Origin of the sequence: Paenibacillus sp. P36 (assembly GCF_045866505.1) — a bacterium.
Lineage (GTDB): Bacteria > Bacillota > Bacilli > Paenibacillales > NBRC-103111 > Paenibacillus_E > Paenibacillus_E chondroitinus.
Genome location: NZ_AP038372.1, coordinates 6,245,404 through 6,271,481, shown reverse-complemented (window position 1 = coordinate 6,271,481; position 26,078 = coordinate 6,245,404). Strand labels below are relative to the sequence as shown.

The 26,078-nt window shown below is 41.7% G+C and carries 27 protein-coding genes and 2 pseudogenes; 26 read left to right on the top strand and 3 right to left on the bottom strand.

Going from position 1 to position 26,078, the window contains the following annotated elements:
• Positions 1–3 precede the first annotated feature (3 nt).
• The 3 genes from ACKTT9_RS27925 (at position 4) to ACKTT9_RS27915 (ending at position 3,115) form a co-directional block, all read left to right on the top strand.
• On the top strand, positions 4–891 hold the full coding sequence (locus ACKTT9_RS27925; protein ID WP_407873132.1) for a glycine betaine ABC transporter substrate-binding protein: 888 nt from the start codon (positions 4–6) through the stop codon (positions 889–891).
• A gap of 375 nt (positions 892–1,266) precedes the next feature.
• The gene (locus tag ACKTT9_RS27920) at positions 1,267–2,133 is read left to right on the top strand and encodes an SDR family oxidoreductase (RefSeq protein WP_407868486.1); all 867 of its coding nucleotides are present in this window, start codon (positions 1,267–1,269) and stop codon (positions 2,131–2,133) included.
• Positions 2,134–2,449: 316 nt separating this feature from the next.
• Positions 2,450–3,115, top strand: a complete 666-nt coding sequence (locus ACKTT9_RS27915) for an HAD family hydrolase (RefSeq protein WP_407868485.1) — start codon at positions 2,450–2,452, stop codon at positions 3,113–3,115.
• Positions 3,116–3,566: 451 nt separating this feature from the next.
• Here ACKTT9_RS27915 and ACKTT9_RS27910 read toward each other — a convergent pair whose 3' ends face one another.
• Positions 3,567–3,812 (bottom strand): hypothetical protein, encoded by a 246-nt coding sequence (locus ACKTT9_RS27910; protein ID WP_407868484.1) that lies wholly within the window; start codon positions 3,810–3,812, stop codon positions 3,567–3,569.
• A gap of 138 nt (positions 3,813–3,950) precedes the next feature.
• Here ACKTT9_RS27910 and ACKTT9_RS27905 point away from each other — a divergent pair, with 138 nt between their 5' ends.
• The 8 genes and pseudogenes from ACKTT9_RS27905 to ACKTT9_RS27870 all read left to right on the top strand — a co-directional run bounded on the left by ACKTT9_RS27905 (position 3,951) and on the right by ACKTT9_RS27870 (position 8,825).
• The gene (locus ACKTT9_RS27905) at positions 3,951–4,496 is read left to right on the top strand and encodes an O-acetyl-ADP-ribose deacetylase (RefSeq protein WP_407868483.1); all 546 of its coding nucleotides are present in this window, start codon (positions 3,951–3,953) and stop codon (positions 4,494–4,496) included.
• A 213-nt stretch (positions 4,497–4,709) separates the two neighbouring features.
• Positions 4,710–4,820 (top strand): annotated as a pseudogene (locus ACKTT9_RS27900) (DUF6210 family protein); the annotation flags it as partial.
• 192 nt (positions 4,821–5,012) lie between these two features.
• A complete protein-coding gene (locus ACKTT9_RS27895; RefSeq protein WP_407868482.1) occupies positions 5,013–5,582 on the top strand; it encodes a histidine phosphatase family protein in 570 nt (189 codons plus the stop codon).
• 81 nt (positions 5,583–5,663) lie between these two features.
• On the top strand, positions 5,664–6,446 hold the full coding sequence (locus ACKTT9_RS27890) for an SDR family oxidoreductase (protein WP_407868481.1): 783 nt from the start codon (positions 5,664–5,666) through the stop codon (positions 6,444–6,446).
• A 358-nt stretch (positions 6,447–6,804) separates the two neighbouring features.
• A complete protein-coding gene (locus tag ACKTT9_RS27885) occupies positions 6,805–7,170 on the top strand; it encodes a ribonuclease E inhibitor RraB (protein ID WP_407868480.1) in 366 nt (121 codons plus the stop codon).
• Between the two features lie 80 nt (positions 7,171–7,250).
• Complete coding sequence (locus ACKTT9_RS27880; protein WP_407868479.1) at positions 7,251–7,643, top strand: contact-dependent growth inhibition system immunity protein; 393 nt, start codon at positions 7,251–7,253, stop codon at positions 7,641–7,643.
• Positions 7,644–7,864: 221 nt separating this feature from the next.
• A complete protein-coding gene (locus ACKTT9_RS27875) occupies positions 7,865–8,095 on the top strand; it encodes a hypothetical protein (RefSeq protein ID WP_407868478.1) in 231 nt (76 codons plus the stop codon).
• A 130-nt stretch (positions 8,096–8,225) separates the two neighbouring features.
• Positions 8,226–8,825: a GNAT family N-acetyltransferase gene (locus ACKTT9_RS27870; RefSeq protein WP_407868477.1), complete on the top strand. Its 600-nt coding sequence runs from the start codon at positions 8,226–8,228 to the stop codon at positions 8,823–8,825.
• Positions 8,826–9,190: 365 nt separating this feature from the next.
• On the opposite strand, the pseudogene ACKTT9_RS27865 reads toward ACKTT9_RS27870, so the two are convergent.
• Positions 9,191–9,527 (bottom strand): annotated as a pseudogene (locus tag ACKTT9_RS27865) (transposase); the annotation flags it as partial.
• A 199-nt stretch (positions 9,528–9,726) separates the two neighbouring features.
• Here ACKTT9_RS27865 and ACKTT9_RS27860 point away from each other — a divergent pair.
• From ACKTT9_RS27860 to ACKTT9_RS27845, 4 genes are all read left to right on the top strand, one after another.
• Complete coding sequence (locus tag ACKTT9_RS27860) at positions 9,727–10,251, top strand: GrpB family protein (protein ID WP_407868476.1); 525 nt, start codon at positions 9,727–9,729, stop codon at positions 10,249–10,251.
• Between the two features lie 162 nt (positions 10,252–10,413).
• On the top strand, positions 10,414–11,607 hold the full coding sequence (locus tag ACKTT9_RS27855; protein ID WP_407868475.1) for an acyl-CoA dehydrogenase family protein: 1,194 nt from the start codon (positions 10,414–10,416) through the stop codon (positions 11,605–11,607).
• Positions 11,608–11,681: 74 nt separating this feature from the next.
• Positions 11,682–12,398, top strand: a complete 717-nt coding sequence (locus tag ACKTT9_RS27850) for a class I SAM-dependent methyltransferase (RefSeq protein ID WP_407868474.1) — start codon at positions 11,682–11,684, stop codon at positions 12,396–12,398.
• Between the two features lie 77 nt (positions 12,399–12,475).
• Positions 12,476–13,093, top strand: a complete 618-nt coding sequence (locus ACKTT9_RS27845) for an alpha/beta hydrolase (protein ID WP_407868473.1) — start codon at positions 12,476–12,478, stop codon at positions 13,091–13,093.
• A 144-nt stretch (positions 13,094–13,237) separates the two neighbouring features.
• Here the strand turns inward: ACKTT9_RS27845 and ACKTT9_RS27840 are convergent, their stop codons facing one another.
• Positions 13,238–13,795 carry a DUF420 domain-containing protein gene (locus ACKTT9_RS27840; RefSeq protein WP_407868472.1) on the bottom strand — a complete coding sequence of 186 codons (558 nt, stop codon included), beginning with the start codon at positions 13,793–13,795 and terminating at the stop codon, positions 13,238–13,240.
• A 226-nt stretch (positions 13,796–14,021) separates the two neighbouring features.
• Between ACKTT9_RS27840 and ACKTT9_RS27835 the strand changes: the two genes are divergently transcribed.
• The 11 genes from ACKTT9_RS27835 (at position 14,022) to ACKTT9_RS27785 (ending at position 25,534) form a co-directional block, all read left to right on the top strand.
• Positions 14,022–14,660 carry a transcriptional regulator gene (locus ACKTT9_RS27835; protein WP_127455750.1) on the top strand — a complete coding sequence of 213 codons (639 nt, stop codon included), beginning with the start codon at positions 14,022–14,024 and terminating at the stop codon, positions 14,658–14,660.
• A 321-nt stretch (positions 14,661–14,981) separates the two neighbouring features.
• Positions 14,982–15,947 carry an ABC transporter ATP-binding protein gene (locus ACKTT9_RS27830; RefSeq protein ID WP_407868471.1) on the top strand — a complete coding sequence of 322 codons (966 nt, stop codon included), beginning with the start codon at positions 14,982–14,984 and terminating at the stop codon, positions 15,945–15,947.
• Positions 15,948–15,964: 17 nt separating this feature from the next.
• A complete protein-coding gene (locus ACKTT9_RS27825; RefSeq protein WP_407868470.1) occupies positions 15,965–16,951 on the top strand; it encodes an ABC transporter ATP-binding protein in 987 nt (328 codons plus the stop codon).
• Positions 16,948–18,057 carry an amidohydrolase/deacetylase family metallohydrolase gene (locus ACKTT9_RS27820; protein WP_407868469.1) on the top strand — a complete coding sequence of 370 codons (1,110 nt, stop codon included), beginning with the start codon at positions 16,948–16,950 and terminating at the stop codon, positions 18,055–18,057. Before ACKTT9_RS27825 ends, ACKTT9_RS27820 begins: the two co-directional genes overlap by 4 nt.
• 88 nt (positions 18,058–18,145) lie before the next feature.
• The gene (locus ACKTT9_RS27815; protein ID WP_407868468.1) at positions 18,146–19,687 is read left to right on the top strand and encodes an ABC transporter substrate-binding protein; all 1,542 of its coding nucleotides are present in this window, start codon (positions 18,146–18,148) and stop codon (positions 19,685–19,687) included.
• A gap of 26 nt (positions 19,688–19,713) precedes the next feature.
• Positions 19,714–20,631 (top strand): ABC transporter permease, encoded by a 918-nt coding sequence (locus ACKTT9_RS27810; protein ID WP_246238739.1) that lies wholly within the window; start codon positions 19,714–19,716, stop codon positions 20,629–20,631.
• A 26-nt stretch (positions 20,632–20,657) separates the two neighbouring features.
• Positions 20,658–21,494, top strand: a complete 837-nt coding sequence (locus tag ACKTT9_RS27805; protein WP_407868467.1) for an ABC transporter permease — start codon at positions 20,658–20,660, stop codon at positions 21,492–21,494.
• A 52-nt stretch (positions 21,495–21,546) separates the two neighbouring features.
• Positions 21,547–22,800 (top strand): threonine synthase, encoded by a 1,254-nt coding sequence (locus ACKTT9_RS27800; protein ID WP_407868466.1) that lies wholly within the window; start codon positions 21,547–21,549, stop codon positions 22,798–22,800.
• 20 nt (positions 22,801–22,820) lie between these two features.
• Positions 22,821–23,981, top strand: a complete 1,161-nt coding sequence (locus tag ACKTT9_RS27795; RefSeq protein WP_407868465.1) for a M20 family metallopeptidase — start codon at positions 22,821–22,823, stop codon at positions 23,979–23,981.
• A 4-nt stretch (positions 23,982–23,985) separates the two neighbouring features.
• On the top strand, positions 23,986–25,032 hold the full coding sequence (locus ACKTT9_RS27790) for a serine hydrolase domain-containing protein (protein ID WP_407868464.1): 1,047 nt from the start codon (positions 23,986–23,988) through the stop codon (positions 25,030–25,032).
• 37 nt (positions 25,033–25,069) lie between these two features.
• Positions 25,070–25,534 carry a RidA family protein gene (locus ACKTT9_RS27785; protein ID WP_407868463.1) on the top strand — a complete coding sequence of 155 codons (465 nt, stop codon included), beginning with the start codon at positions 25,070–25,072 and terminating at the stop codon, positions 25,532–25,534.
• Positions 25,535–26,078 lie beyond the last annotated feature (544 nt).

Here is a 26,078-nt window from a genome sequence, read left to right as displayed (position 1 = left end):
AAATTGAGGAATAAAATCAAAGCATTAGTGTTGGTAAGTTTGGCTGCAGTAACCGTGATTACAGGTTGCTCCAAACAAGTATCGTCCGAAGGAAACATTGGAAGCCAGGTGCATCATGAAATCATTGGGATCGACCCTGGAGCGGGATTAATGAAACAAGCTGCCCAGGCGATCAATGATTATGATCTGAAAGATTGGAAGTTGGTAGAAGGCTCAAGCGCTGCAATGACAGCCGCTCTCGACAAAGCCTATAAAGCTAAGAAGCCAATCATTATAACGGGCTGGACACCTCATTGGATGTTTGCCAAATATGAGCTTAAATATTTGAATGATCCTAAAGGTGTGTTCGGAAAGGATGAACAGATTCATACCATTGTGAGGAATAACTTGAAGAAAGATGCTCCTTCGGCTTATACCATGCTGGACAGGTTCGAATGGACCCCGGAAGAGATGGCCGTCGTGATGTCTGCGATCATCGATGGGAAAAAACCGGAAGAAGCAGCTGCCGCTTGGGTAAAGGATAATGCTGATAAGGTTGATGGTTGGGTAAAAGATCTAGCTCCAGAAAAAAGCAAAAAGCTAAAACTCGCCTATGTCGCATGGGATTCCGAAATTGCCAGCACGAATGTCGTGAAAGCTGTTTTGGAAGAAAAGCTAGGATACAAAGTGGAAATGCTGCAGGTAGAAGCCGGACCGATGTGGGCAGGAATTTCAGATGGAAGTGCGGATGCAATAGTAGCAGCCTGGCTTCCAACGACGCATAAAGATTATTATGATAAGTATAAAGGTAAATTTGAAGATTTGGGGCCGAATCTGAATGGTACTAAACTAGGATTAGTAGTTCCCACATATATGAATATCAATTCAATTGAGGAACTGAACAGCAAATAAGGAAAAATGAACAAATGAGGACAAAAACATATATGAAATATCAGCCGCGAATTTCGCGGTTTTTTTATTGTATTGTTTTCCATTGATAGACATCATGATGATGTGTTCTCCGCGGTAATTGAACAATGAATTTTTAAGGATTAACAAATAGAATTTTAATTTGGAATTAATCAAATTCGACCACATTCATTCCTTTTAATTAATAAGAATATAACTTGAAATGCGTTGGAATAAATAAAAGAGATCCAGTATGATGGCATTATTATATTTCGGGAAGGCAGAAATGAGGAATGTGCACATATATCAAAATTTCGGCATCGTGTTGCATGTGATACTGTTTTATAAAATCACTTTACTATAAAAGGAGAAATAAAAATGATCCTTATAACTGGAGCAAACGGGAAAACTGGTCGTGCAGTCATTAAAGCTTTGCTTTCTAAAGGAGAGCGGATAAGGGCTTTTGTTCGAAGAACCGAACAAATCGAGGACATTAAATCATTAGGTGAGATGGAAGTCGTTACAGGCGATATGCTGGATCAAAATGCTGTAAATGAGGCATTAGTCGGAATTAGGGCTGTATACCACATTTGTTCAGCAATGAATCCCGATGAAGTTCAAATCGGACAAGTAATCATACAAGCAGCTCGCTTGGCCGAAGTTGAACATTTTGTATTCCATTCTGTCATACATCCCGTCATTCAAGAAATGCCGCATCATCAGAAAAAACTTATGGTTGAGGAGCTCCTGGTGAATTCAGGTATCCCATATACGATTATTCAGCCAGGCATATTTATGCAGAATATACTTGAGTCTTGGAAGCTGCTTAGTGAAGAAGGTATCTTTCGACAAAAGTATTTTACGACTCAAGAAACTCGCATATGTATGATTGACTTAGAAGACTTAGCCGAGGCAGCTGCAATCATTCTTACTCGTCCGGGACATACAGGAGCTTCATATGAACTTTCTGGACCTGAAAATTTATCATTGTCTGATATGACAGCAGCAATGGAACAGCATTTTGGCCATGGAATCAAAGTTGAAACGCCGCAAGACGAAATGTTTGCAGCACAATTAAATAACCGTGGATTAGGAGAATATCAAGTAAATACAATATTAAAAATGTTTCACCATTATAATGAACATGGATCTATCGGTAATCCTAATGTTTTAACGTGGATATTAGGACGAAAGCCGAATGATTTTTCATCCTTCATTCTTAGAACATTAGAAAGCAAGAACTGATATTGGAAGAAAGCAAAGTCACACGACAAAAACTCGCAAAAGCTCATTCGTAATAGGAATGAGCTTTTTGTTCGAATTAAGCCTATACTAAGAATCAAACCCACCTTTAAAATATATAAGTTAGACTCGCGACCCGTTGCTGTGGGTCTTTTTTTTATAATTCAATCACTGCATGACGGCAGCCGATACACGATTGGCGGGCCGTTGTAACTGGACGATAGTTATATACAAAATAACCCAAATACGTTACTATGGTAAAGTGATACAGTGTTAAAGAAATAAATAAAGGACGTGTTGGAATATTATATACAAAGCAGTGTTTCTTGATTTCTACGGCACACTCGTACACGAAGATGATGTATTTATTGAGGAAATATGCAGTAAAATTTTAAGAACAACTTCAACTGGTACTACAACCAAAGAGATCGGAAAATACTGGTGGGACTCTTTTTCAAAAACTTTTAATTCATCTTTTGGTGATAACTTTAGAACTCAACGCGAAATCGAACTACATTCATTAGAGGATACAATTGCTTTTTACAACTCATCTGAAAATCCTAAAGAGCTTAGCGAAATATTATTTGATCACTGGCAAGCTCCCCAACTATTTGAGGACACAAATGTATTTTTGAAGAATATCAGTAGTACCCCGAAAATAATCCTCTCCAACATCGATCGAAATGACATTCAATCAGCAATTCATCATAACGGATTATCATTGAAAAACATTATTACCAGCGAGGATGTAAAATCATATAAACCAAGACCTGAAATGTTTCAGCAAGCCCTTGAGGCATACAATCTTAGCCCCCTAGAAGTTCTACATGTTGGTGACTCACTTTCTAGTGATGTTGCAGGTGCCCAAAACTTAGGAATTAAAGTTGCTTGGATTAATCGAAAAAATAAAGTATTGCCAGAAAATTATTGTCCAGATTACATCATAAATTCGTTACAAGAATTGATATCATTGTTTAAGCCATGAAGAGGGAAGTGAAATATTTGAAGATAACCTACGAGATAAAGACGTTTGAGGATTTTAAGAAAATACCTTTAATCTCAAAAATCGGAATCTGTACTTTCTGCTTAAGTGTTTTAATTTTTATCTTATTTGTTTTCTTTCGCGTATTGGACATACAGATTGGCAACAAAATTTTGAAAGATGAGTATTTTTTTTATTGTGTAGGTATTGGGTTTATTGGATTTTTTACTGCGATTTTGTTTGATAAAGATCGTAAAAAGAGAACAAAAATTGGAATTAAGGGACCTAATTAAAATAATTAAGAGCTTAAACAAACTCTAACGAGGAACGTTAGTTCAATTGGCGACAGTGGTGTCCTAATCCCACTGATCTTCGCTTTCTTGCTGCTTATCTGAAAACGGACAAAAAGGCGCCATTTAAAGCGCCTTTTTTGTTCAATAATTTTGGTAGGTATTTATAATTTCGACAAGAGTATTGAAACAAGTATTCCTAAAATTGATATCCATACGAAAACTGATTTAAATATATTTTTGATAATCGAATCCTGACTTTTCAAATCATTACCATGGTTTTCATGCATGGCTAAATCCATGTTCCCCATTGCGTTAGAAGAACCTTTAGAGCCTACTCCTTTAAAAAGTAAGGTCAATATAAGCAGAATTATAGAAAACATAAAAAGATAATCAGAGATTTGTTGCATTTAATTAACCACCTCCATATTAACAATATTAGCATATTTTAACGTTTTTCATTATATCAAGTGCCATACAAACCCAAATTATGGTAGTATAAATTGAATCATGGACTAAGTTTTCTGTAACGGAGGATCGTTAAAACAATGGAAATCAAATTAAATTCAGTTTATATAGAGGTTATTAAGGAAGATATAACAAAATCAAAAGTGGACTGCATAGTTAATGCTGCAAACACTAGCTTACTTGGCGGTGGTGGTGTGGATGGTGCTATTCACAGAGCTGGAGGAAAGGAAATTCTTATAGAATGCATGAAAATAAGAGAGAAACAAGGAGGATGCCCAGTTGGCGAGGCCGTAATCACTACAGCGGGGAAATTAGATGCAAAATTCGTTATTCATACGGTTGGACCTGTATGGAACAATGGAAAAAGTAATGAGGAAGAGAAACTTAAAAGCTGTTATATAAACACCCTAGATCTTGCTAACCAATATGATATTAAAAGTATCGCGTTCCCCAACATAAGTACAGGTATATATAAATTTCCAAAAGTGAGGGCCGCTGAAATAGCCATTAGCTCATTAAGGGAATTTATGGAAGAGGATAATTACTCTTTTAGAAGAATTCAGTTCGTTTGCTTCGATGATGATAATTATCAGATATATTTAAAAACAATTAAAGGCTTTGTTTAAATTGTGTGCGGGACACGATAGTTGAAGGAACCTTCGGCAGAAGGAATTGTTACAATACTTAATGACGACACAGGGGAATTAGTACAAAAACTATCTGAGTTTTGTTTGAATAAAACCAAATTAACAATTGATGTGGCAAATTCTTTAGATGAATTGCTTCGTTCTAACAGAGCGGGGAAGTTTCTGTCAGTGGATAGATAAAGACTACAAGAATCAATGGAAGCATGGCTCAATGTGATAATTGATTATGAAGTAATAGATGAAACATTGCTGAGTGGTTTCTATGAAGAAGAAGGAATATTAACTTGGAATAATAGTGATTAGTATTTGAGTATTTGAACTGGAAGGTAGCTCAATAATCACAAAGAAACGGCGGCCGCGAAAGGTTGCCGTTTTCTCAACTAAAGGGTAGCTGAATGAGCTTCGCGAATACTTTTTGAAACGGAATTTACGAAGTTCGTGAGAATCACGTTATGAGAAATTACAGTAATAAGTTAGCATTTCAAGGAGGCTTATATGAAGACCATCAACTATATGGTTAGGCATGCTGAATCACTATACACTGAAGGTACCGAAAGAACAAGAGGACTCACCGCTAAGGGCAAGAGAGATGTTGAAAAAGTTACAAAAGTTCTTAAAGAAGAAGGAATAGATGTTATTATATCTAGCCCTTATAACCGAGCAATCCTAAGTATTGAGGGATTGGCACAAAACTTAGGATTAGAGATCAAAACATTCGAAGATCTCAGGGAAAGGTATTTTGCTGAGGAAATTATTGCTGATTTAATGTCTGTTATTAGAGAGAAATTTTATGATTTTGATTATTCTTTACCGGGTGGGGAGTCTAATTCTGATTGCCAGAATAGATCGATATCAGTGATAAAAAACATATTAAAGGAACACCCTGGGAAGAAAATAGCTATTGGAACACATGGACTTGTAATGACTTTAATGATGAATTATTTTGATTCAAGTTATGGGTTGGATTTTTTAAATCAATTAAATAAACCAGATATTTATAAATTAAGTTTCGAAAATTTAGAATTAAAAGAAGTAATAAGACTGTGGAATGAGGATTTGGATTAAGTAACAGGTAACAGAAATACTGGTTACTAGCTTGTATAAGCTAATATGGAGTAACTTTCTACTTGAAAGTAGGTGCTTATTTTGACCAAAAGATTCAAGGGACGTGTAGCGATTGTTACTGGAGCAAGTCGTGAACAGGGAATTGGAACTGCAATATGTAGAATGCTAGCGGCTAATGGTGCAGATATCTTCTTTACCCATTGGAGTCGTTATGACGAAACCGTTGGCTGCGGTGCGGAATACGATTGGGCAAACAAACTATGTACGGAATTAACACAATTTGGCGTGCGGTCGGCTCAGATGGAGGCTGATTTGACTGATCCGGATCTTCCGCAACTAATACTTGAACAGGTTAATAATAAGCTTGGAGCACCCTCTATACTCATTAATAATGCTTGTTATAGTGTTAATAGTGGGTTTAGGGATTTATCCAGTACGATACTTGACAAACACTATTATGTGAATATCCGTGGAAGCTCTATTCTCAGCGTGGAGTTTGCTAAGCAATTTGAACAAAATCTTAAAGGGCTAGTTCCTGGGAGAATTATATATCTCGTTTCTAAAGGTCCTGATCCAGACAATCTTGCTTATATTGCAACGAAAGGTGCTCTTATTGCTTTAACCGAACCCTTGTCCGTTGCACTTGCACCGTTAGGAATTACTGTAAACTGTGTTGACCCTGGTCCAACTGATACGGGATGGATGAATGATGACATCAGATCATTCTTACAACCTTTATTTCCAATGGGGCGTATCGGGTTACCAAAGGATGCGGCCAATATTGTTTCCTTACTTACCAGTGATGAAGCTCAATGGATTACAGGTCAGTATATTAAATCAGAAGGTGGATTTACAGGTAGATAGAAAATGAAGTTATTAAATTCAAACTGAAAATTGAGAAGTATGTATTTGTGTAACTCCTGATAGTAGATTATGTCACAATTGCATGATAATGAAACCTTATCTTATAAAGTCGATTTACAAAATAACAAATCAAATAGTGAGTGTATAAAGATAATGCGCGGCAGTCGGTCACTAAGATCGGCTGCTGTTTCCATTCTAAAGGGCAGTATTCGCCAATCGATTGCAGGTGAAATAGTAGTATTAGCCGAATAATGAGAATATAACGTTGAACAAGTTGAAGGGTAGAATTATGATCAAAACGATAAGAAATATTTATGCGGTTTGCATAATAACACTATTAGTGGGGTGTCAAAGTATCGTGTCAGAAGATAGTTATTTCAATGATAGCGCTGATCGTCAGAACTTAGAATCCCTTGAACGATCAGGAGTAGATCTTGCCCAAAAGCATAATGTCGATTTTCAAATCGCTATTAGAAATGAAATATCGGGTGAAAAAGTGAAACAAATGATGATGGATAAAAATTTCACTTGTTCTTTAGAAAAAGATTTTGAAGGCAATCAATGGACATGTACATGTTCACAAGAGATGCCATTAGAATTGAATGCAATTGTAGAGATCCAAAAGATGATTAATAAAGAGGCCAAAAAATATGGTGGTTATTCTGATGGTTGGGGTGTTATGGTAAAACCAGCTATTTCTACTAAAAATAAGGAAGTAAACTGACAGGCGAAAAAGGCTTTCTGTATGGTAGTACGTTAGGCTAACTAAAAACATTAGTTCCAAACCTAGGAGTGGAGTTAAATATGCTGGATTTAAATAAGTCTTTAGAGGAAATCGATGGGGAAAATTGGGGGGATCCTGATGAGGGAGCCACCGGTTTAATAAGAAAGTGTCTTACATTAAGAAGAAAACCTCTAAAGGACTTTACAAATGATGATCTTACCCGAATGATATTTCAAAAATTTTCTCTAAATTACCTTGTCCCTTTAGCCATTACAAGATTAGTTGATAACCCGTTGAACTCCGGAAATTATTATACGGGAGATCTCTTATGTTCACTATTAAAGGTTAATCAGGATTTTTGGAACGATAATTTAGAACTAAAAGAAGAATTCGATCTAATTGTATTTCACTTGCTCCAAGCGTATGAGACAATAGCTCCTCTTATAAAGGCTTATCAAGATAAAAACGACTGAAGTGGATACTCCTGGATGTTCGTTTAGTATTAACTATTGGGGAACCTTAGTTGAATTCAAAATATTCGAGGATAATAATAACGGGGGATATCTATTGAGCAATAATAAGGAGCTTTTTTATTACAAGGCAGGCAATTGAAAGTCTGACTCATAAATTGAGTCTACCTGAGTTAGGGGTGTATTCGCAAGACTGGGAACATGAAAGTGCAGATTCATCGAGAGTGAACGAATTTGTCTCATTATACAAAAGTGCTGAACTAAACCCAAGTGAAAAATTCGCATTAATGAGCTTGATCATATCTTCATTTGATGACGCAGTGACAGAAGGAAAGATCGAAGATGGAGTTTGGGAAAAGATAAAGGGGCATTTAATTAGTGATATTGATTTATATACGAAAATAATCTTGTATTGGTCATTAGTTGATGAAGAGATAGTCCATCAAAAGGCGTAGGGCGGACTCACAGAGGATATGCGTTGGCTAAATAATATTAGGAAACTTGCTCAACAATCAATAGTTTTAGCCTAAGAATTTTACAGCCTGCTTCGTTTGGGAATATTGTTACATTTTCAAGGAGGAGACAATGTTTATACATAAAATTGATGAAGACTTATGTTTAAAACTAATAGAATTAAGGGATGGAGAGAGGGTATTTGAATTAACAAATAATTCAAGAGGTTATCTAAGAGAATGGCTTCCTTGGCTTGATGCAACAATACAACTTGAAGATACAATAGATTTTATTAAAATATGTCTAAAAAGTTTCTCTGAAAATAAGAGCTTGAATACAGTTATATTATATAAAGGTAAAATTGTTGGAGTTGCAGGCTACAATAGTATAAATTGGTCGAACAAAACTGCATATATAGGATATTGGCTTGGAGAAGAATTTCAAGGGAATGGAATTATGACCAGGGTGGCTAGTGCATTGACCGATTATGCAATTAGTGAGTTAAACCTAAATAAAGTTGAAATTAGGGCTGCTGTAGGGAATCAGAAAAGTAGGAGTATTCCCGAAAGATTAAACTTCGTAAAAGAAGGATGCATTAGGCAAGCAGAATGGTTATATGACCATTATGTAGACCACATTGTTTATGGAATTTTGGCAGAAGAATGGAACAAAAATAGTCGGAGTTTTGATATTGAAAGATGCATTGATGGTGATTTAACTCCCTCGGTATGATCTGATTTCCTCACGCAAGCTCGTCTATTCGCAGGATTTCATTCTTTAGATATCGATGCTGAATGAAAGATAGCGAGATATATTAGGATGAGTTCGTTAAAAAGGCATGCGGGAACAGAGGTGGAGTTGAATCACCCAATTCATTCCAAATAATGCACGTATTCTCCACGGTGCCCTTAGCGATTCTCACTCCCATGTCTCAACGGGTCAAATAGCCCTTTCATTCCTTCGTCACATCTATCCAAGGGGTGGAGGTCGGTCTTTCTAACGGAACAGGTCAGAGCCTTTTTGTTTAACGTATCCCGATACTCCGTGCTTTCTTTGTCTCCTGCGAATACGCCAACTTGCGTGATACAAGGTTTATGTTAAGTTGCTAATGCAAAGATTTTATCGGGTTTGTATGCGACATCACTACGAGCCATTCCCACTAAGAGTCGAGCTAGCTTACCACATAGCTTCATGATAGACTTCATCTTTTTAAGCTTTTTCACCTGAACATTGTAGTGGTGTAAAGCTTTTAAATTCTTGGTTACTCATGACCATGCACATCGTAATTAAATAGAGAAAGTGACGTAGCCGTGGACGGCCTCGTTTACTGAGCTTCAGTTGTCCCTTCCATTTACCCGAGCTTGCTTCGGTTACATTGAGGCCTGCGTGACGGAGTAGAGCGTTCCCGTGCGCATAACCTCGAAGATCTCCAGCTAATGCAGAGTTTCGCCAGTTCAATATTAATAGCAATTAAGGCTAGTCTTGAACTCAAGGATTACGCTAACGGGACACGATAGTGCAATAAGCAGGGAGCAGCACGCCACGCGGCAGATGCTCCTTGTTTTTTTAAAGCTAGAGGGCAGGATTGCTTAACGAATTCACGAATTATATAGTGAAATCGGAGGGGATTAACTTGATCTTAGATGAGGATATAACCATTTGTGATTATGACCCTGAGTGGCTTCTATGGTATACCGAAGAAGTCTCTTTGTTAGCTTCAGTTCTTGGATCTGACGTCCCCATTGAACACTTTGGTAGTACATCTGTAACCGGCTTGGCAGCAAAACCAATAGTTGATATTCTTATAGGCATTTCTGATTTTCCATACATCCCTATTCAAGCACTAGAAGATGTAGGATATGAATGTCTTGGAACTGCTGGAGTTCCAGGTCGTATTTATCTTCGCAAGCGAGGGAGCCGTTCATTTAATTTAGCAATAACTCAATATAAATCAGATTTATGGAATGACAATCTGATTTTGAGGGATTATCTTAGGAATTACCCAAATGAAGCGAGGCAATACTCCGAACATAAATTAGCTGCGTACCAGAAAGGCTTCCGTACATTGTTAGCATATTCAGATCATAAGTCAGAATTTGTTTTAGAACTTCTCAATCGAGCAAAGAGCTCTGATCACGGCGCCAGTCGCCGAGGTTAAGCTAACGGGGAACGTTGGTTGAATATATATAACATGTAGCTACCCTTTACTTTACCTAATTTTCTTAAGTTTAGGTCCTGAATATTATCAGTTTATTAGCAAACATATACTCGATATAATTCCGACTATTCTAATATATTTACATGCAGAGGAGATAGAAAAATGACTGAGAGCATAGAAACAGATATATATATTCGTAATGAACGAGAGGCGGAGATTGCGCAACGTTCTGATCGATTAGCAGCACTCTTCGCGAGTCGTGCGGCACATCATGATACAGAGGGAAGCTTTCCGTTCGACAATTTCGCGGATCTTCGTGAATCAGGTTATTTGCAGCTGACAGTGCCGCGAGCTTACGGCGGAGAGGAAGCGTCGCTGTACGAATTGGTGCTTGCCCAGGAACGACTCGCGAGAGGCGATGGTTCAACAACGCTTGCGGTGGGCTGGCACGTTGGTTTGATGCATCAGCTACGCTTTACGAATGCTTGGCCGGAAACGTTGTACGCACGCTTTTGCCGAGAATCGGTGGAAACAGGTGCGTTGATTAATAATTTGGCGACGGAACGGGCAACAGGGAGTCCGAGTCGGGGGGGAAGACCGGAAACGAAGGCCGTTGCCACAGAGGGCGGATGGCTGATCAGTGGACGCAAAACCTACAGTACTTTGAGTCCTATACTCACATGTTTTACTGTTTCGGCAGCGATTGAGGGCACGGAGGAAACAGGGGATTTTTTCGTGCGTTCCGGATCTGGCGTACGTATAGAAGAAACATGGAACACACTTGGCATGCGCGCTACGGGGAGCCACGATGTGGTGCTTGAAGATGTATTCGTACCAGATGATCAACTTATTCACCGTTCGGGAGCACCGCGCAAGGAGCGCAAACCCGACGAAGGTGGATGGCTGTTGCATATTCCTGCTTGTTATATCGGGATTGCGCATGCGGCTAGAAGTTTTGCGATTAACTACGCGCAGCACTATCGACCGAACAGCTTGAACACACCGATAGCTGAATTACCGAATATTCGACGTCAAATCGGCGAAATGGAAATCGCGCTTGTCACGGCGCGCACGGTGCTTTACTCGGTTGCCGATCGCTGGGACCGGGAACCTGAACGACGCAAAGCGCTAAAGCCGGAGCTGGGCTTGGCCAAACATGTGGCCACGAATCATGCTATCTCGATTGTTGATACAGCAATGCGTATCGTTGGTGCTGCGAGTTTGTCACGCAGTTTACCGTTGGAGCGGATGTACCGCGACGTGCGGGCAGGGCTGCATAATCCGCCGATGGACGACATTGTGGTTAACGGATTGGCGCAGAGAGCTTTGGATGAAGTGAAACTTATGAATTCATAAAAGCCGATGGCAAAGGGATGTAAATTAAGCCAACCTTCTTCAGCTCCATTGCCAAATCGTCAGGAGGTTATCCGATGAAGGAATCAATTTTAAATTATGATGATATCTTGAATATGCTGGATACGTTGTTAATAGAACAATCACGTTTTAATTGGGACAACTTTTATTCTGACAAGGAAAAGGAAGTCCCTTTTTTTGTTAATTTACCTGATGAAAATTTAGTCCAGTATTTTAATCGAGGATATTTAAAGTCAGGAAAGGTGTTGGAACTAGGTTGTGGTCCTGGGAGGAATGCAATCTATTTTGCTGAACAGGGCTGTAAAGTTGACGCTGTGGACTTATCCCAAGAGGCTCTTCTTTGGGCAAAGCAGCGTGCTAAGGATAAAAATGTCTCGGTTAATTTTATAAAGCAAAATATATTTGAGTTAGATATTGAAGAAGGAACATATGACATTGTCTATGACTCGGGTTGTTTTCACCATATCGCACCTCATCGAAGGATGAGTTATCTAAAATTGTTGAATAAAGCGCTTAAGCCAAATGGTTTTTTTGCAATAACTTGCTTTAAGGTTGGTGGGGAACTTGGGGGTTCGGATATATCTGATTGGGAAGTGTATCGACTAAGGAGCCTCAGAGGTGGTTTAGGTTACACGGACGAAAAATTAAGAGAAGTATTTAATGCTTTTCAAGTAATCGAATTAAGGGATATGCTCGAAATGGAAGCATCAAGTGCAATGTTTGGTGTTTCAGGTTTACTTACTGCTTTGTTTAAAAAACAAATAATTTATTGAGCTTACGGTTAACGTTTAGGGAATAAATGCATATACACCAAATGTATTGCCAAATCAATCGTAAAGAGGTGTTGTTCGTGCAAGTTGATAAGATTATTTTACCCTCATATTGGGGAGCGGATATATCACACAAACACATAAAAAATGATAACACCTCAGTTGCCGTGTTTTTCCCTGGACAGAATTACTCATGTGAATTGCCTCTTCTGTACTATACGGGCAAATCAGCATATGATGCGGAACACGATCTATTACTACTTGAGTATGGCTACCAATCTGCAAGACGAGCATTTGAAGAATCAAAAGTCGATAAGGTAATTCAAGAATGCTACAATTCAATAAACCAGGTAATTAACGATTATTTAGATGTCGTTTTTGTAAGCAAGAGTCTTGGAACTTACATTGCTGGAAAAACGGCTGAACTATTTGCAGATAGAAATATAAGACATCTATTTCTAACACCTATCAGATCAACTATCCCAATAATTGAGAAATTTGGTGGATTAGTTGTATGCGGCACAAACGACAAACTTTTTCATGAGAGTGACATTGAACGAATCGATGAATTTCCAAATACAGATGTAATTAGAATAAAAGATGCTAACCATGCATTAGAGGTTAATGATTTGCTTCAATCTTTGGAGATAATGAAAACTTTAGTGGAGGATTCTAATCGCTTCTTCAAGTATAAATAGCGTCTATGCGGCAGCTCTTTTTCAAAGTAACGGGGGTTGAAGCAGGCGCTAGAAAAGATTTTAAAATCAATTAAATAGCAGGACTACTATTAATAGTTCAAATAGGGAGCAGAATGCCGCGGCAACTGCTCCTTTCAAATCCCCTTAATAATACGGATTCATCATTAAGAACACGACAACTCCGGTTAAGCTCACATATAACCAGATCGGCATTGTCCAACGGGCAATTCTACGATGTTTATGCAACTGGTTAGTCCAACCCCATACTAGAGTAAACAAGGCGAGTGGCACGATGATGGCGGCAAGAATGCTGTGAGAGATCAGTATGAAAAAATAGATTGGCCGGATAATCCCTTTACCACCGAACAACGCCGTCTCCGAGGACATGTAATGAAACGTTAAGTAGGAGACAAGGAACAACAGTGTAGAAGAGAAGGCAGCTAGAATGAACCCTTTATGAAGCTTTACGTTCTTCCTTAGGATCGCGATCAAAGCAGCAAGCAGAAAGATGAAGGTGAAGCTGTTTAACACCCCATTGATTCTTGGAAAGATGGTAAGATCAAAATTTATCTCTCCCTTGTAACCAATCGGGGAGAAGAACAAGAGTAATATAACGATATTTGCGACAAGTGAGATGGTGACGATGGCAGCCGTATAATTTTTGTTGCTAGCTTGCCTTGGTGCATGGTTGTTTTCGCTCATGTAATCAGAAAAGCTCCTTTCCTAACAGATGGTAATGGCTTCATTATAAGCGGTTTTGTCGTACCGTAATCAGACTTTGATGTCAAAATAGCGAAATCTTATTGACGATTTATAGTCTTCAAAAGGTATTGTAGTAATCATGTTGCTAAATGGCAAAAATAAGGTTAGAATATGCATTATTAAAAATTTTAATGCGATATTATTTTTTTTAAGGTGTGTGATGTGATTGGAACATATAAACGATGAACTTGGAGCTTTAAAGCAAATCATTAAAGGAATTGCAACGCAATTCGGGGATAAATGCGAGGTTGTCCTTCATGATTTGACTGGTGATTATGAGCATACAATCGTAGGGATTGAGAACTCCCACATTACTGGAAGAAGAATTGGTGATTGTGGGAGCAACCTAGGGCTGGAAGTTTTGAGAGGTTCTGACAAAGACGGTGATCGTTATAACTATATCACGCAAACGAAAGATGGAAAAATTCTTCGATCTACGTCTATTTACCTCAAAAATAATAAAGAGGAGATTATCGGAGCTATTTGCATAAATATGGATATTTCTGATTTGATTATGGCTGAAAAAGCGCTTAAATCGATCACGATGCACAGCATGGAACAAGAAACGGAAGAAGTATTTGTTAATGATGTGAGTGATTTACTGGATTATTTGCTTCAGCAATGCCATAACGAGATAGGAATACCCGTTTCCCATATGGGGAAAGAGGACAAGAAGAAAGCAGTCCAATTTCTCGATAGACGAGGAGCATTTCTAATTAAGAAAGCTGGAGATAAGGTGTGCCAGTTTCTGGATATCTCTAAATTTACTCTCTACAATCTGCTTGATGAAGTCCGCGTGAAATAAATTCTTCGAAAGCATATGAATAAAAAAACCAATCAACTTCCCTACGTTGGTTGGTTTTTTTGCATTAACTGAAATTTAAATGGCATGAAATCTAACATATTTTTGGCGAACAATAGAAATATTTCGAAAAAATAGATGATGCATCAAGTGTGTGTTAAGTTTATGTCATGTAATTTCCTTTTGGAAGGGCTTACTTCAGAAAAAAGCATTGACGGGTTGGTTTTTTTTGACTATATTAATAAAAAGAAAAAAATTAATATAATATAAAAAATTTTAATATTACCTAAAGGTGATGAAAATCATAGATAAAGGAGGCACTTGATGGTTCAGCCACTACTATCGGTTGAGAATTTAAAAACCTATTTTGTCAAAGGCGATGTCGAAGTACATGCTGTTGATGGTATTGATCTCACTATTTATCCTAAGCAAATTGTTTGTATTGTTGGGGAATCGGGTTGCGGGAAGAGCATGACGTCTTTATCCATCATGGGGTTGGTTCCAAAGCCACATGGTCGTGTGGTAAATGGGCAGATTTGGTTTGGGGGTCAAGATTTACTTGAGTTAACGGAGAATCAACTATCAGCGATCAGGGGAAACGATATTTCGATGATTTTCCAGGAGCCGATGACATCGCTGAATCCGGTTTTGACGATTGGCGATCAGATGTCGGAAGTTCTGCTCAGACACCGTAAAATAACGAAGCAGCAAGCGCTGGAACAGGTTGTTAAAATGCTTGAATTCGTTGGTGTAGCAAGGGCCAAAGAGATTATAAAGGAATATCCGCATCAATTCTCTGGCGGTATGCGGCAGCGTGTGATGATCGGCATGGCGATGATATGCGAGCCTAAGCTTTTGATTGCTGATGAGCCTACAACGGCTCTGGATGTGACAATTCAAGCCCAAGTGCTTGAGTTGATGAAGCGCATGCGTGATGAATTCGATACATCGGTGATGATGATAACCCATGATTTGGGTGTAGTCGCTGAAATCGCTGATCACGTAGTCGTTATGTATGCGGGCCAAGTGGTTGAGAGTGCATCAGCCGATTCTTTGTTTGAGGATCCGCTTCATCCTTATTCCCAGGCACTGTTGAAATCCATCCCATCACTTGATGAAGAAAAAGAGATGCTGTATTCAATTCCAGGTACGGTACCGGATTCATCAAAGTATCCAATAGGTTGCCGATTTGCCGAACGATGCGAGTGGGCACAGATCTCCTGTACTCAAAAAATGCCTGAGCTGCGCGAAGTGAAGCCCGGCCAGTTCGCTAGGTGTGATCTAATCTAACAGAAAGGATAGATATCATGAGTGATCAGCTATTAGAAGTTTCCAATCTCAAAAAATATTATCCGATCCAAGCTGGACTTATCCGTCGAACAATCGGACATGTGAAGGCCATAGATAATGTTTCCTTTCAAATCGGATATGGCGAAACGCTTGGTATTGTTGGAGAGTCGGGCTGTGGGAAATCGACCTTGGGCCGAATGATTATGCGTGTTCTTGAACCGACAGAAGGAACCATTTTATTCGATCAGCAAGACATCACCAAGATGCACGGAAATACACTTCGCCGTACACGTCGAAACTTTCAAATGGTCTTTCAGGATCCTTACGCATCCTTGAATCCTAAGATGATGGTTGCAGACATTATAGCGGAGCCACTGCTGATAAACGACATCATGAACAGAAAAGAAGCTTCCGAGAAGGTTAATCAATTAATAGATTTGGTTGGTTTGCGTCAGAAAGATTTGCGGAAATATCCGCATGAGTTCTCCGGTGGGCAGCGGCAGCGCATAGGTATTGCAAGAGCATTGTCATTAAGCCCTAAGTTAATTGTGGCAGATGAGGCGGTTTCGGCTTTGGATGTATCCATTCAGGCGCAGATTCTTAATCTAATGACGGAATTGAAGAAAGAATTTAATCTTTCTTATATGTTTATTTCGCACAATCTATCCGTAGTCAAGCATATTAGCAATCGCGTTGGTGTCATGTATCTAGGGCATTTGGTGGAGATTGGAGATAAGGATAGCTTGTACCAAGAACCGCTCCATCCCTATACGAAGGCGCTGTTATCTTCTTCACCTCATGCGAAAAGAGGGGTTAAACGGGAAAAAATTATCTTGCAAGGAGAAGTGCCAAGTCCCGCTAATCCCCCGCAAGGTTGTCCGTTCCATACTCGCTGCCCGCAAGTGATGGAGGTTTGTAAATCAGTAAGACCACAGCTGCAACAAATTGTTCCAGGACATTCCGCAGCTTGTCATTTATACGAAACGGCAGGTGCATCGTTATGAAAGATCAGACGCTTGTAAAAGTTATAGACCCGTTGAATCAACAGACATACAAAGCTTTGCTGAAGAAGACGGCCGATGGGTACCAATTAGATCGTTCGTTACCGGATCATGCTTCACAAGAGCCTGAATTTTATTTGAGCCCAGGATGGATTGATTTCCATACACACGTCTACGATGGTGTTGCCAACCTCAGTGTACCCGCTGATGAAGCAGGGATTTATAATGGCGTCCATTTGGTTGTTGATGCAGGCAGTGCTGGGGAAGCGACTTTGCCGGGGCTTCGGAAGTATGTTGCTCCTGCTTTTCAGACGGAAGTGAAGGCGTGGTTAAACATTAGCTCAATTGGGCTGGTTCATCTTCGTGAAGTGGCGACATTGGATTACATTCATGTAGATAAAACGGTGCAAGCCATCGCAGAGAATCGCGATTTTGTCTGTGGTGTCAAGGTTCGTTCGAGCGGTGCCATTGTTGGATCGATGGGACTCCAACCGCTTCAATTGGCGAAGCTGGCAGCACACGAGGCTGGCGTGCCGGTTATGGTACATATCGGGGAAGCGCCTCCGCTTATTGATGGCGTTTTAGATCTTTTGGACGAAGGAGATGTTATAACCCATTGCTTTCATGGGAAAATCGGACATCCATGGTCCAAAAATGGAGGACCGATATTGGCACTCCAGAAAGCCATCGATCGAGGCGTTAAGCTGGATGTGGGACATGGGGCGGCAAGCTTCAATAATGAGATATGCAGGAATGCAATAGCAGCTGGATATGCGCCACATACCATTAGTACAGATGTACATATTCGCAATATTCGAGGTCCGGTTTATGACCTGTCTACAACGATGACCAAGCTGCTGGCATGCGGCATGCCACTTGAGAAGGTGATTGACGCAGTAACGATAGCACCAGCACAGATTTTACAGATGAACAATTGGTGTTCCCTTAATGGAATTCTGGATCGAGCAACGTTATTTGAAGTTGATGGGCAGCGTCCAGAAGGGCGTGATTATCGCGATTCACAAGGCAACTTGCTAGCACCTGAACAGTTCATAAAGCCAACAGCAGTTATACGAGCAGGTCAATTTACAGCGTGCAAGACGTTGTAGGATCAGCAATTTTTATACATCAAACAAGTCCAGTCATGTGAGTATGTAAGCTAATCAATTCAGTGAGACCATTTTAGGAGGAATTATTGTGAAATTAAAGCTTATACTGGCAGCTATGTGCTTGATAACCGTTTTATCGGCTTGTTCGAACTCGAATGGCAGCTCCACGACTCCATCTGACAAAGGAACTGGTACAGTCTCATCCAAACCGGCTAAGGACACGTTAACGGTGGCGCAAGATATCGATGCAGGAACATTGGACCCGCAAAAGCAAGGCAAAATACCGGACATGGGTATTCTGATTAACATGTTTGATACCTTGGTTACACGCGATGAGAATAACAAATTGGCTCCATCACTTGCTACCGAATGGAAAGCGCTGAACGATACGACTTGGGAATTCAAGCTTAGAGAAGGGGTGAAATTTCATGATGGTGAGCCGTTCAACGCAGATGCTGTGAAATTCAGTATCGATCGTCTTAATAATCCTGAAACGAAATCACCGATCGTTGAGCTGAAAACGGTTAAAGAAGTAGTTGTAGTCGATGCCAAAACTGTAAAAATTATTACTGATGGTCCCGATCCAATCTTGCCTAATAAAATGACGTTGTTCGGTGGCGCAATGGTTCCTCCGCAGTATATTAAGGAAAAAGGCGATGAGAATTTCGCGAAAAATCCTGTTGGTACAGGTCCATTCAAATTTGTTTCCTGGCAAAAAGATAGTCAAGTTACAATGGAAGCCAATGCGGATTACTGGCAAGGAGCTGCCAAATTCAAAAAACTGGTCTTCAAAATCATTCCGAATCCTTCCAATATGGCTGCAGCAATAAGAGCAGGAGAAGTGGATATTGCATCTGGTATTAAACCCGATGTGGCTACACAGCTGAAAAACCAATCCGATCTTAAAGTCGTATCAAGTCCTGGAATCCGAACATTTTACATTTCATTGGATACGAAAGCAGGACCTTTGGCCAAGAAGGAAGTTCGTCAGGCACTCAACTATGCCATTGATGTGAATACCATCATCAAAACCGTGTTGGATGGTAATGCTGCGCGTGCGTCTACATTAGTCCCTAAGGAGAACTTCGGATACGATCCGGCCATTGCTCCATACGAATATAATATCGAGAAAGCTAAGCAACTGCTGGCGACTGCCGGTTATCCTGATGGTTTCGCAATTACACTGGATGCGGATAATTTGGAAGTAAACAATGTTCAAGTCATTGCGGCACAGCTGGAGAAGATTGGGGTTAAAGTTCAGCTTAACTTGATGGACAGCAAAACCTTGACGGCTAATTTGGTAGCGAAAAAGACTTCACCTATGTATTTTATCGGAAATACAGGATGGACCATGGACGCAATGAGTAATTTTCAGTCCTATCTAAAAAGTGACAGACGTTATAACAGATATGCTAACCCTGACATTGATAAACTCGTCGATGAAGAAGAACAAAGCATAGATCCACAAAAACGACAAGCTGCATTCACAAAGCTGCAAACAATTTTAAAAGAAGATGCACCTTTCATCTATTTATATCAAATCAATGGCCTATACGGAATCCGCAACAATATTGAGTGGAAACCGAATCCGGTCGGCATCTTGTCCATGTACAAAGCATCCATTAAATGATTTGTCTGCTGCGGAGGTGATATCTATTGCTTTCTTATATACTGCGTCGCTGCTTTTATGCCATATTTGTCTTATTTGGGGTAGCGACGGTCGTATTTCTAATTACAAGGCTGACTGGCGATCCGGTAGCCATCATGCTGACACCGGATGCTACGGCTGAACAGGCGCAAGCGCTTCGGCATTCTCTGGGCATGGATAAACCCGTCATTGAGCAATATGGCATTTATCTGTTGAACTTACTTCATTTAAATTTTGGAGTTTCACTGCGCTACGGCGAGCATACGTTACAACTTATTATAGAAAGGATGCCGGCGACGATTCAGCTCGCCGGAGCAGCCTTGCTATTCTCTCTTGTCGTTGCGATCCCTGCCGGAATTATTTCGGCTATTAAACGGGGGACAGTGATAGAGAAGGGTATCATGTCGTTAATTGTTTTTGGTCAGTCCATGCCTGTTTTCTGGGTGGGGATTGTGCTCGTCTTACTGTTCTCCGTTCATTGGAGAATATTCCCGACGGGTGGTATTGGCGGATTCAGCCACATCGTATTACCTGCCTTTGCGCTGGGCATTCATCTCTTGGCACTGGTTGCCAGATTGTTAAGGGCATCGTTGATTGAAGCACTCGATTCTGATTATATTCGTACAGCCAGAGCCAAAGGTTTGGTTGCGGTAGTTGTCATTTCAAAACATGCTTTACGAAATTGTCTGCTACCAATCATTACGATCGTTGGCTTGGAGATTGGATCTTTATTGGGAGGATCTGTAGTAACAGAGACCGTATTTGCTTGGCCAGGTGTCGGGCAACTGCTGGTGCAATCCATTTATAACCGTGATTATCCATTGGTTCAGGGAGCAATCATCATTTTGGCCGCTATTTTCGTACTGGTTAATTTAATTGTTGATATCTGTTATTCGCTTGTTGATCCTCGTATCCAATATAAATAGGAGGGATACCTACGTTAAAACGAATAGTGAGTGGGAAATATGGCAGTCTATTTAACTGGTTATCGCTATGCGTGCTTGGCGGCTTTCTCATTATGGCCGTGACCGCAACGAAAATATCACCGCATGATCCGAACGTACAGGATTTGTTGATGCGTTTTAAACCACCTTTTTGGCTTAGTGGCTCCGAAGATGGCTATTGGCTGGGCACAGATAATATGGGACGGGACTTGTTAAGCCGAATTATATATGGCAGTCAGGTTTCCATCCTTGTAGGTGTAGCAGCCGTAGTGATATCAGGCGTGCTCGGAACGATCATAGGCTTGTTATCTGGATTTTACAGCGCTTTGGATCATCTCATGATGAGAATCGCAGATATCCAATTGGCTTTTCCGACGATTTTATTAGCACTAGCGATCGTGGCTGTCATTGGAGGCGGCTTGAATAATTTGATTATTGTGCTTGGTATTACAGGCTGGGTGCCTTATGCGAGAGTGATTCGTTCAGAGGTTTTGAGCATACGCTCCAGTGATTTCGTCGTCGCAGCGCAAACCATTGGAGTTAGTGACTTTCGCTTGCTGTTCAGGCATATCCTTCCGAATATTTTTTCGCCGGTGATTACCATTGCTACGTTCCAAGTGGCGTCTGCTATCATTGCGGAATCTTCACTGAGTTTTCTTGGGCTTGGCGTGCCTGTCAGTGTACCTAGCTGGGGCAACATGCTGAATCAAGGACAGTTGTATATGGAATCAGCTTGGTGGATTTCCGTATTTCCGGGCTTGTCCATTATGCTGATTGTGTTAGCCATCAATATTTTGGGTGATATTTGGAGAGATAAACTGAATCCGAAAGCCAAAGGGCGCTAAAGAAGTTAAGCAGCATTTTCCTTATAGAAAGTTTTTAGGAGGAAGAAAGCAAATGACTTGGTCTTATGCAACTCATTATTCCTGTGATAATTGCACAGAGAGATTCGAATTAATGCAGCCTTTAAATACATGCCCAAGCTGTGGGGGCTTGCTGGAAATTCAGTATGATTTGGACCGTATGAAGGTTGAATTGCAGCCGGAGTTATTTGATTCTCGCGAACCCTCGATGTGGCGGTGGCATGAATTTTATCCCCTGCAGGACGGTGTTAACGTTGTATCAATGGGAGAGGGCGGCACACCGCTGTTACCATCTGTTTACGCTGGAAAGAAGTTAGGGCTGTCCAAGCTCTATTTTAAAAATGATGCGTTGATGCCTACTGGTAGTTTTAAGGATCGTGGCTTTAGCTTGGCGGTTAGTTTTGCCAAAGAGTTGGGGTTATCTCGGGGGCTGACTTACAGCTCTGGGAATGCGGGAGCTTCATTTGCTGCGTATGCAAGCCGGGCGGGGCTAGATGCAACGGTGTTGGTCGAATATTTGGCTAACCCGATCAAGAAAGCGATCATTGGCTTGTACGGGGCTCATACGGCTACTTTACATTTTGAAAGTATGACGGATATTTCTGCGATGCTTGAGCAAGCAGTGAGGGATCTCGGTTTATATCAGTTTGTGAATTTCATCAACCCGACCAGGCACGAAGCGATGAAGAGCTATGCTTATGAAATCAGCCAGGCATTGGGGTGGAAGGCTCCGGACGTGATGATTCACCCCGTAGGTACAGGTGGAGGTATCTGGGGAGCTTGGAAAGGTTTTTGTGAATTGAAGCAACTGGAGTGGATCGACTCGCTCCCCAAAATGGTTGCTGTGCAGCCGAGCGCTACGGGGCCGATTGTCCAGGCGTTCAAGCAGGGAGCAAGACATGCGGAGAAACATGGTGACCCTACCCAAACAATTGCGCAAAGTATTGCGGCTGATGCTCCGATTCAAGGAGGTCGCCGGGTGCTGAATGCGCTTTATGATTCCGGTGGATTCGCAGAGGCTGTGACGAATGAGGAGATCATCGAAGCGGTGCAGTGGCTGGGCAACGAAGGGATTTGTGCTGAACCCGCTTCTGCAGCCTCACTTGCTGTGCTGAAACGAGCTGTTTCCGATGGCCTCGTTCAGCCAGATGATTGTGTCGTATGCGTGATTACCGGAAGCGGCTTGAAGCAGCCATCCGTCATTCAACAGGCAATAGCGGAATCGGAACTAACATTGAACGCGAGCTTTGATGATTTGAATAAACTTTTGACCGATTTATGGAAGTAGACTACAAGGTTGGAGATGATATGGTGCAGCAACCAAGCCCTGTAATTAAAGCTTTAATGACATGTATATCGAATCCTACTCCAAATCCGCCTGGTGAAGTAGCTCAGGTAGCGGATTGGTTGGAGAAATGGGCGAAGAGCTTCGGTGCACAAGTCGCGCGTCAAACGGTTGAACCGGGGAAGGATAATGTCATTATTACGCTGGATTACGGTCCCGGTCCATGTCTCGTGTTCAATACCCATATGGATGTTAATTCTCCCAAAGGACAAGTGTGGTCAACTCCGCCTTTTGAGCCGAGGTTAAGCTTGGATGAGGGGAGGCTCTATGGCGTAGGTGCTTGTGATGCCAAAGGCAGTCTAGTTAGTATGATGGCAGCTTTGGAAAACATCGCAAATGATCCGAGAAACCTGAGCGGTAAGCTAGTTCTCACTGCCGTGATGGGGGAAGAAGCCGGGGGGCTCGGTACGCTGCATTTGGTCCAGCAAGGAATCGAGGCGGATGGTGCGGTTGTAGGGGAGCCTACTGGGTTGGACGTTGCCATTGCGCATAAAGGCACCTATATGCGACGGCTGCGTTTCCTTGGCCGTGCTGCACATTCAGGACGGCCGGAGCTTGGCATTAATGCGATCATCCATTCATCAAAATTTATTGTGGAGTATGAGAAACTGAATACTAAATTGTCTCTTACTCCTCATGCGCTGCTTGGACCGGCCAGTGCGGTAGTAACGATGAGTCAGGGAGGAACTCGGCAAAACACGATTCCTAATCAATCGGAAATCATCATTGACCGCAGGTTGATTCCTGGCGAGACGCACGCGGATGCGGATTCCGAGCTTCAAGATATTTTGAATGCATTGCAAATATCGATACCTGAGCTAACGCTAGACCCAATTGACGTAGTGGTGGCTACCATTCCTTCCGAAACATTGGCAACAGAGAGAATCGTTAGTACGGCACTTGAAGCGGTTGAATATGTCATGAGGAAACCGCAAACTCCGTATGGATTCAGGGCGGGCTGTGATATGAGCAAGCTGGTGACAATAGCCGGGATTCCAACAATCATACTGGGACCAGGCAGTTTGGATCAGGCGCATGCCCCTGATGAATTTGTTGAAATTTCTCAGGTTGAACAGGCAGTGCACATTTATGAACGAATTGCCCGACAATTTATAGGCAGGTGATTGAATGAGCAGAATAACTGAGTTTTTGCAGCAGGCCCGTGATGAGAAAGCTTTCTCCGGTGCGGCTTATGCCATTGGAAATTCAGACGGAATTACGGAGCAGGGGACGGTTGGAACGCTCTTTTGGGACGGGCCATCGGTGCAACTGGATAGTATATGGGATCTAGCATCTGTGACTAAACCCATCGCAGTATTACCATTAATGGTGATGCTAGAGCGTGGTGATTGTTATTTGGATGATGGGATCGCTCATTTTTTGCCCGACTACAAAGATACGGATAAGGCCAACCTGACGCTCCGTCAACTACTCGCGCATACAAGCGGGATACCTGGACAGCAGCCTTTATATCAGACATCGCCTACGAAAGAGGAACTATTGGCTGCTGTGAGAAATCTTCCGCTGCGCTATGCGCCTTACACCGATGTTGAATATTCCTCACAAGGTTACATGATTTTGGGAGAAATCATAGAAGCGATTGCTGGTGACAGTCTGGATTCCGTGCTTAAGCAGCTGGTATTGGAGCCGATTGGGATGAGTCAGACCCTGTTTAATCCCGGCGCACATGTGCATCCGCGTATTGCCGCAACTGAATATTGTGAATGGCGTGGCACGACCGTGATCGGAGAAGTTCATGACGAGAATGCTGTCGTGATGGGAGGCATTGCTGGACATGCGGGATTGTTCAGCACCGCCGGGGACATGAGCCAACTTTGCCAAGCGATGCTCCGGTTAGGAGAAACTGCAGAAGGCCGTTTCTTACAGCCAGAGACAGTTCGCCTGATGACTAACAATCAGACATCTTCTTTAAAACTGGCCAGAGGACTTGGATGGCAGGCGAAGGACAGGCATGATTCTCCTGCGGGTGACTTGTTCTCCATGTCTTCCTATGGACATACCGGTTTCACGGGAACCAGCATATGGATGGATCCGGAAAATGATGTGTTTGCTGTTCTTTTGACAAATCGCGTTCACCCTGTACGTACCAGCACGGCAATCAAAAGAATTCGCTCTATTTTCCACAACTTGGCCTTTCTGTCGGTAAGAAGTTAGTGTTTATCAAATATACGGAAATTAACGGAGGACAACGATGAGTGTAATTTCGAACAGATTAAAAGAATTAGGTATTGAGTTGCCAGTTCCAGGTGTACCTGTAGCCCAATATGTGCCAGCTGTAACAGTTAATAATCTGGTCTATACATCAGGTAATGATTGCCGCATGAATGGTAAGCTTATTTTTGAAGGGAAGCTAGGAAAGGATCTGACGATTGAACAGGGGCAACTAGCAGCAAGACAAACGATGATTAACCTGCTAGGTGTATTGCAAGCGCATCTAGGTGACTTAGATCGGGTGGAAAAAGTTGTGAAGTTATTAGCCTTTGTCAACAGTGCGAGTGGCTTTGCGGACCAGCCGTATGTCATTAATGGGGCTTCGGAACTGTTGGAGTCTGTTTTTGGTGAAAATGGCAAACATGCCAGATCGGCCATAGGTACATCCGATTTACCTTTTAACACTCCAGTGGAAATTGAGATGATTGTTCAAATTAAATCGTAGGATGGAGCTTCTCGCTTAGCGGAGCGAAGGAGACATGAAAAGTCGCATTTGATGCGGCTTTTTTTATTTGCCGTCGCGTGCAGCTTGGCCGAGGCTGCGGCTCGGCTGAGGGGAAGGGGAACAGAGGTCTCTTATTTCTATGAATTGGGCGGATATTCCGCCAAATACATAGAAATAAGGCCCTGTAGTTCCCCGGAATGCCGGGAACAGTTCTGAGGGCACAAATAGTGCCCTCAGGTTCCGCTATATGCCGCCGCGTGCGGCCTTGCTAGTCGGCGGGGGAGCTTTGGCCGAGGCTGAAGCCAAGCTGAGGGGAACAGCAGGGCGCTATTTCTGCGAAATAGGCCCTTTTGTGTGGGGAAGGGGAACAGAGGTCTCTTATTTCTATGAATTGGGTGGATATTCCGCCAGAAATACATAGAAATAAGGCCCTGTAGTTCCCCGAAAAGCCGGGGACAGCCCTGATGGCACAAATAGTGCCCTCAGGTTCCGCTAAATGCCGCCGCGTGCAGCCTGGCTAGTCGGCGGGGGAGCTTTGGCCGAG

What these genes read in the sequence shown, in the direction of transcription:
- ACKTT9_RS27850 (WP_407868474.1), top strand. Translation starts at nt 11,682, where the DNA reads ATGAAGGAATCAATTTTAAATTATGATGATATCTTGAATATGCTGGAT.
- ACKTT9_RS27825 (WP_407868470.1), top strand. Translation starts at nt 15,965, where the DNA reads ATGAGTGATCAGCTATTAGAAGTTTCCAATCTCAAAAAATATTATCCG.
- ACKTT9_RS27785 (WP_407868463.1), top strand. Translation starts at nt 25,070, where the DNA reads ATGAGTGTAATTTCGAACAGATTAAAAGAATTAGGTATTGAGTTGCCA.
- ACKTT9_RS27800 (WP_407868466.1), top strand. Translation starts at nt 21,547, where the DNA reads ATGACTTGGTCTTATGCAACTCATTATTCCTGTGATAATTGCACAGAG.
- ACKTT9_RS27820 (WP_407868469.1), top strand. Translation starts at nt 16,948, where the DNA reads ATGAAAGATCAGACGCTTGTAAAAGTTATAGACCCGTTGAATCAACAG.
- ACKTT9_RS27910 (WP_407868484.1), bottom strand. Translation starts at nt 3,812, where the DNA reads ATGCAACAAATCTCTGATTATCTTTTTATGTTTTCTATAATTCTGCTT.
- ACKTT9_RS27895 (WP_407868482.1), top strand. Translation starts at nt 5,013, where the DNA reads ATGAAGACCATCAACTATATGGTTAGGCATGCTGAATCACTATACACT.
- ACKTT9_RS27840 (WP_407868472.1), bottom strand. Translation starts at nt 13,795, where the DNA reads ATGAGCGAAAACAACCATGCACCAAGGCAAGCTAGCAACAAAAATTAT.
- ACKTT9_RS27870 (WP_407868477.1), top strand. Translation starts at nt 8,226, where the DNA reads ATGTTTATACATAAAATTGATGAAGACTTATGTTTAAAACTAATAGAA.
- ACKTT9_RS27905 (WP_407868483.1), top strand. Translation starts at nt 3,951, where the DNA reads ATGGAAATCAAATTAAATTCAGTTTATATAGAGGTTATTAAGGAAGAT.
- ACKTT9_RS27855 (WP_407868475.1), top strand. Translation starts at nt 10,414, where the DNA reads ATGACTGAGAGCATAGAAACAGATATATATATTCGTAATGAACGAGAG.
- ACKTT9_RS27920 (WP_407868486.1), top strand. Translation starts at nt 1,267, where the DNA reads ATGATCCTTATAACTGGAGCAAACGGGAAAACTGGTCGTGCAGTCATT.
- ACKTT9_RS27830 (WP_407868471.1), top strand. Translation starts at nt 14,982, where the DNA reads ATGGTTCAGCCACTACTATCGGTTGAGAATTTAAAAACCTATTTTGTC.
- ACKTT9_RS27790 (WP_407868464.1), top strand. Translation starts at nt 23,986, where the DNA reads ATGAGCAGAATAACTGAGTTTTTGCAGCAGGCCCGTGATGAGAAAGCT.
- ACKTT9_RS27880 (WP_407868479.1), top strand. Translation starts at nt 7,251, where the DNA reads ATGCTGGATTTAAATAAGTCTTTAGAGGAAATCGATGGGGAAAATTGG.
- ACKTT9_RS27795 (WP_407868465.1), top strand. Translation starts at nt 22,821, where the DNA reads ATGGTGCAGCAACCAAGCCCTGTAATTAAAGCTTTAATGACATGTATA.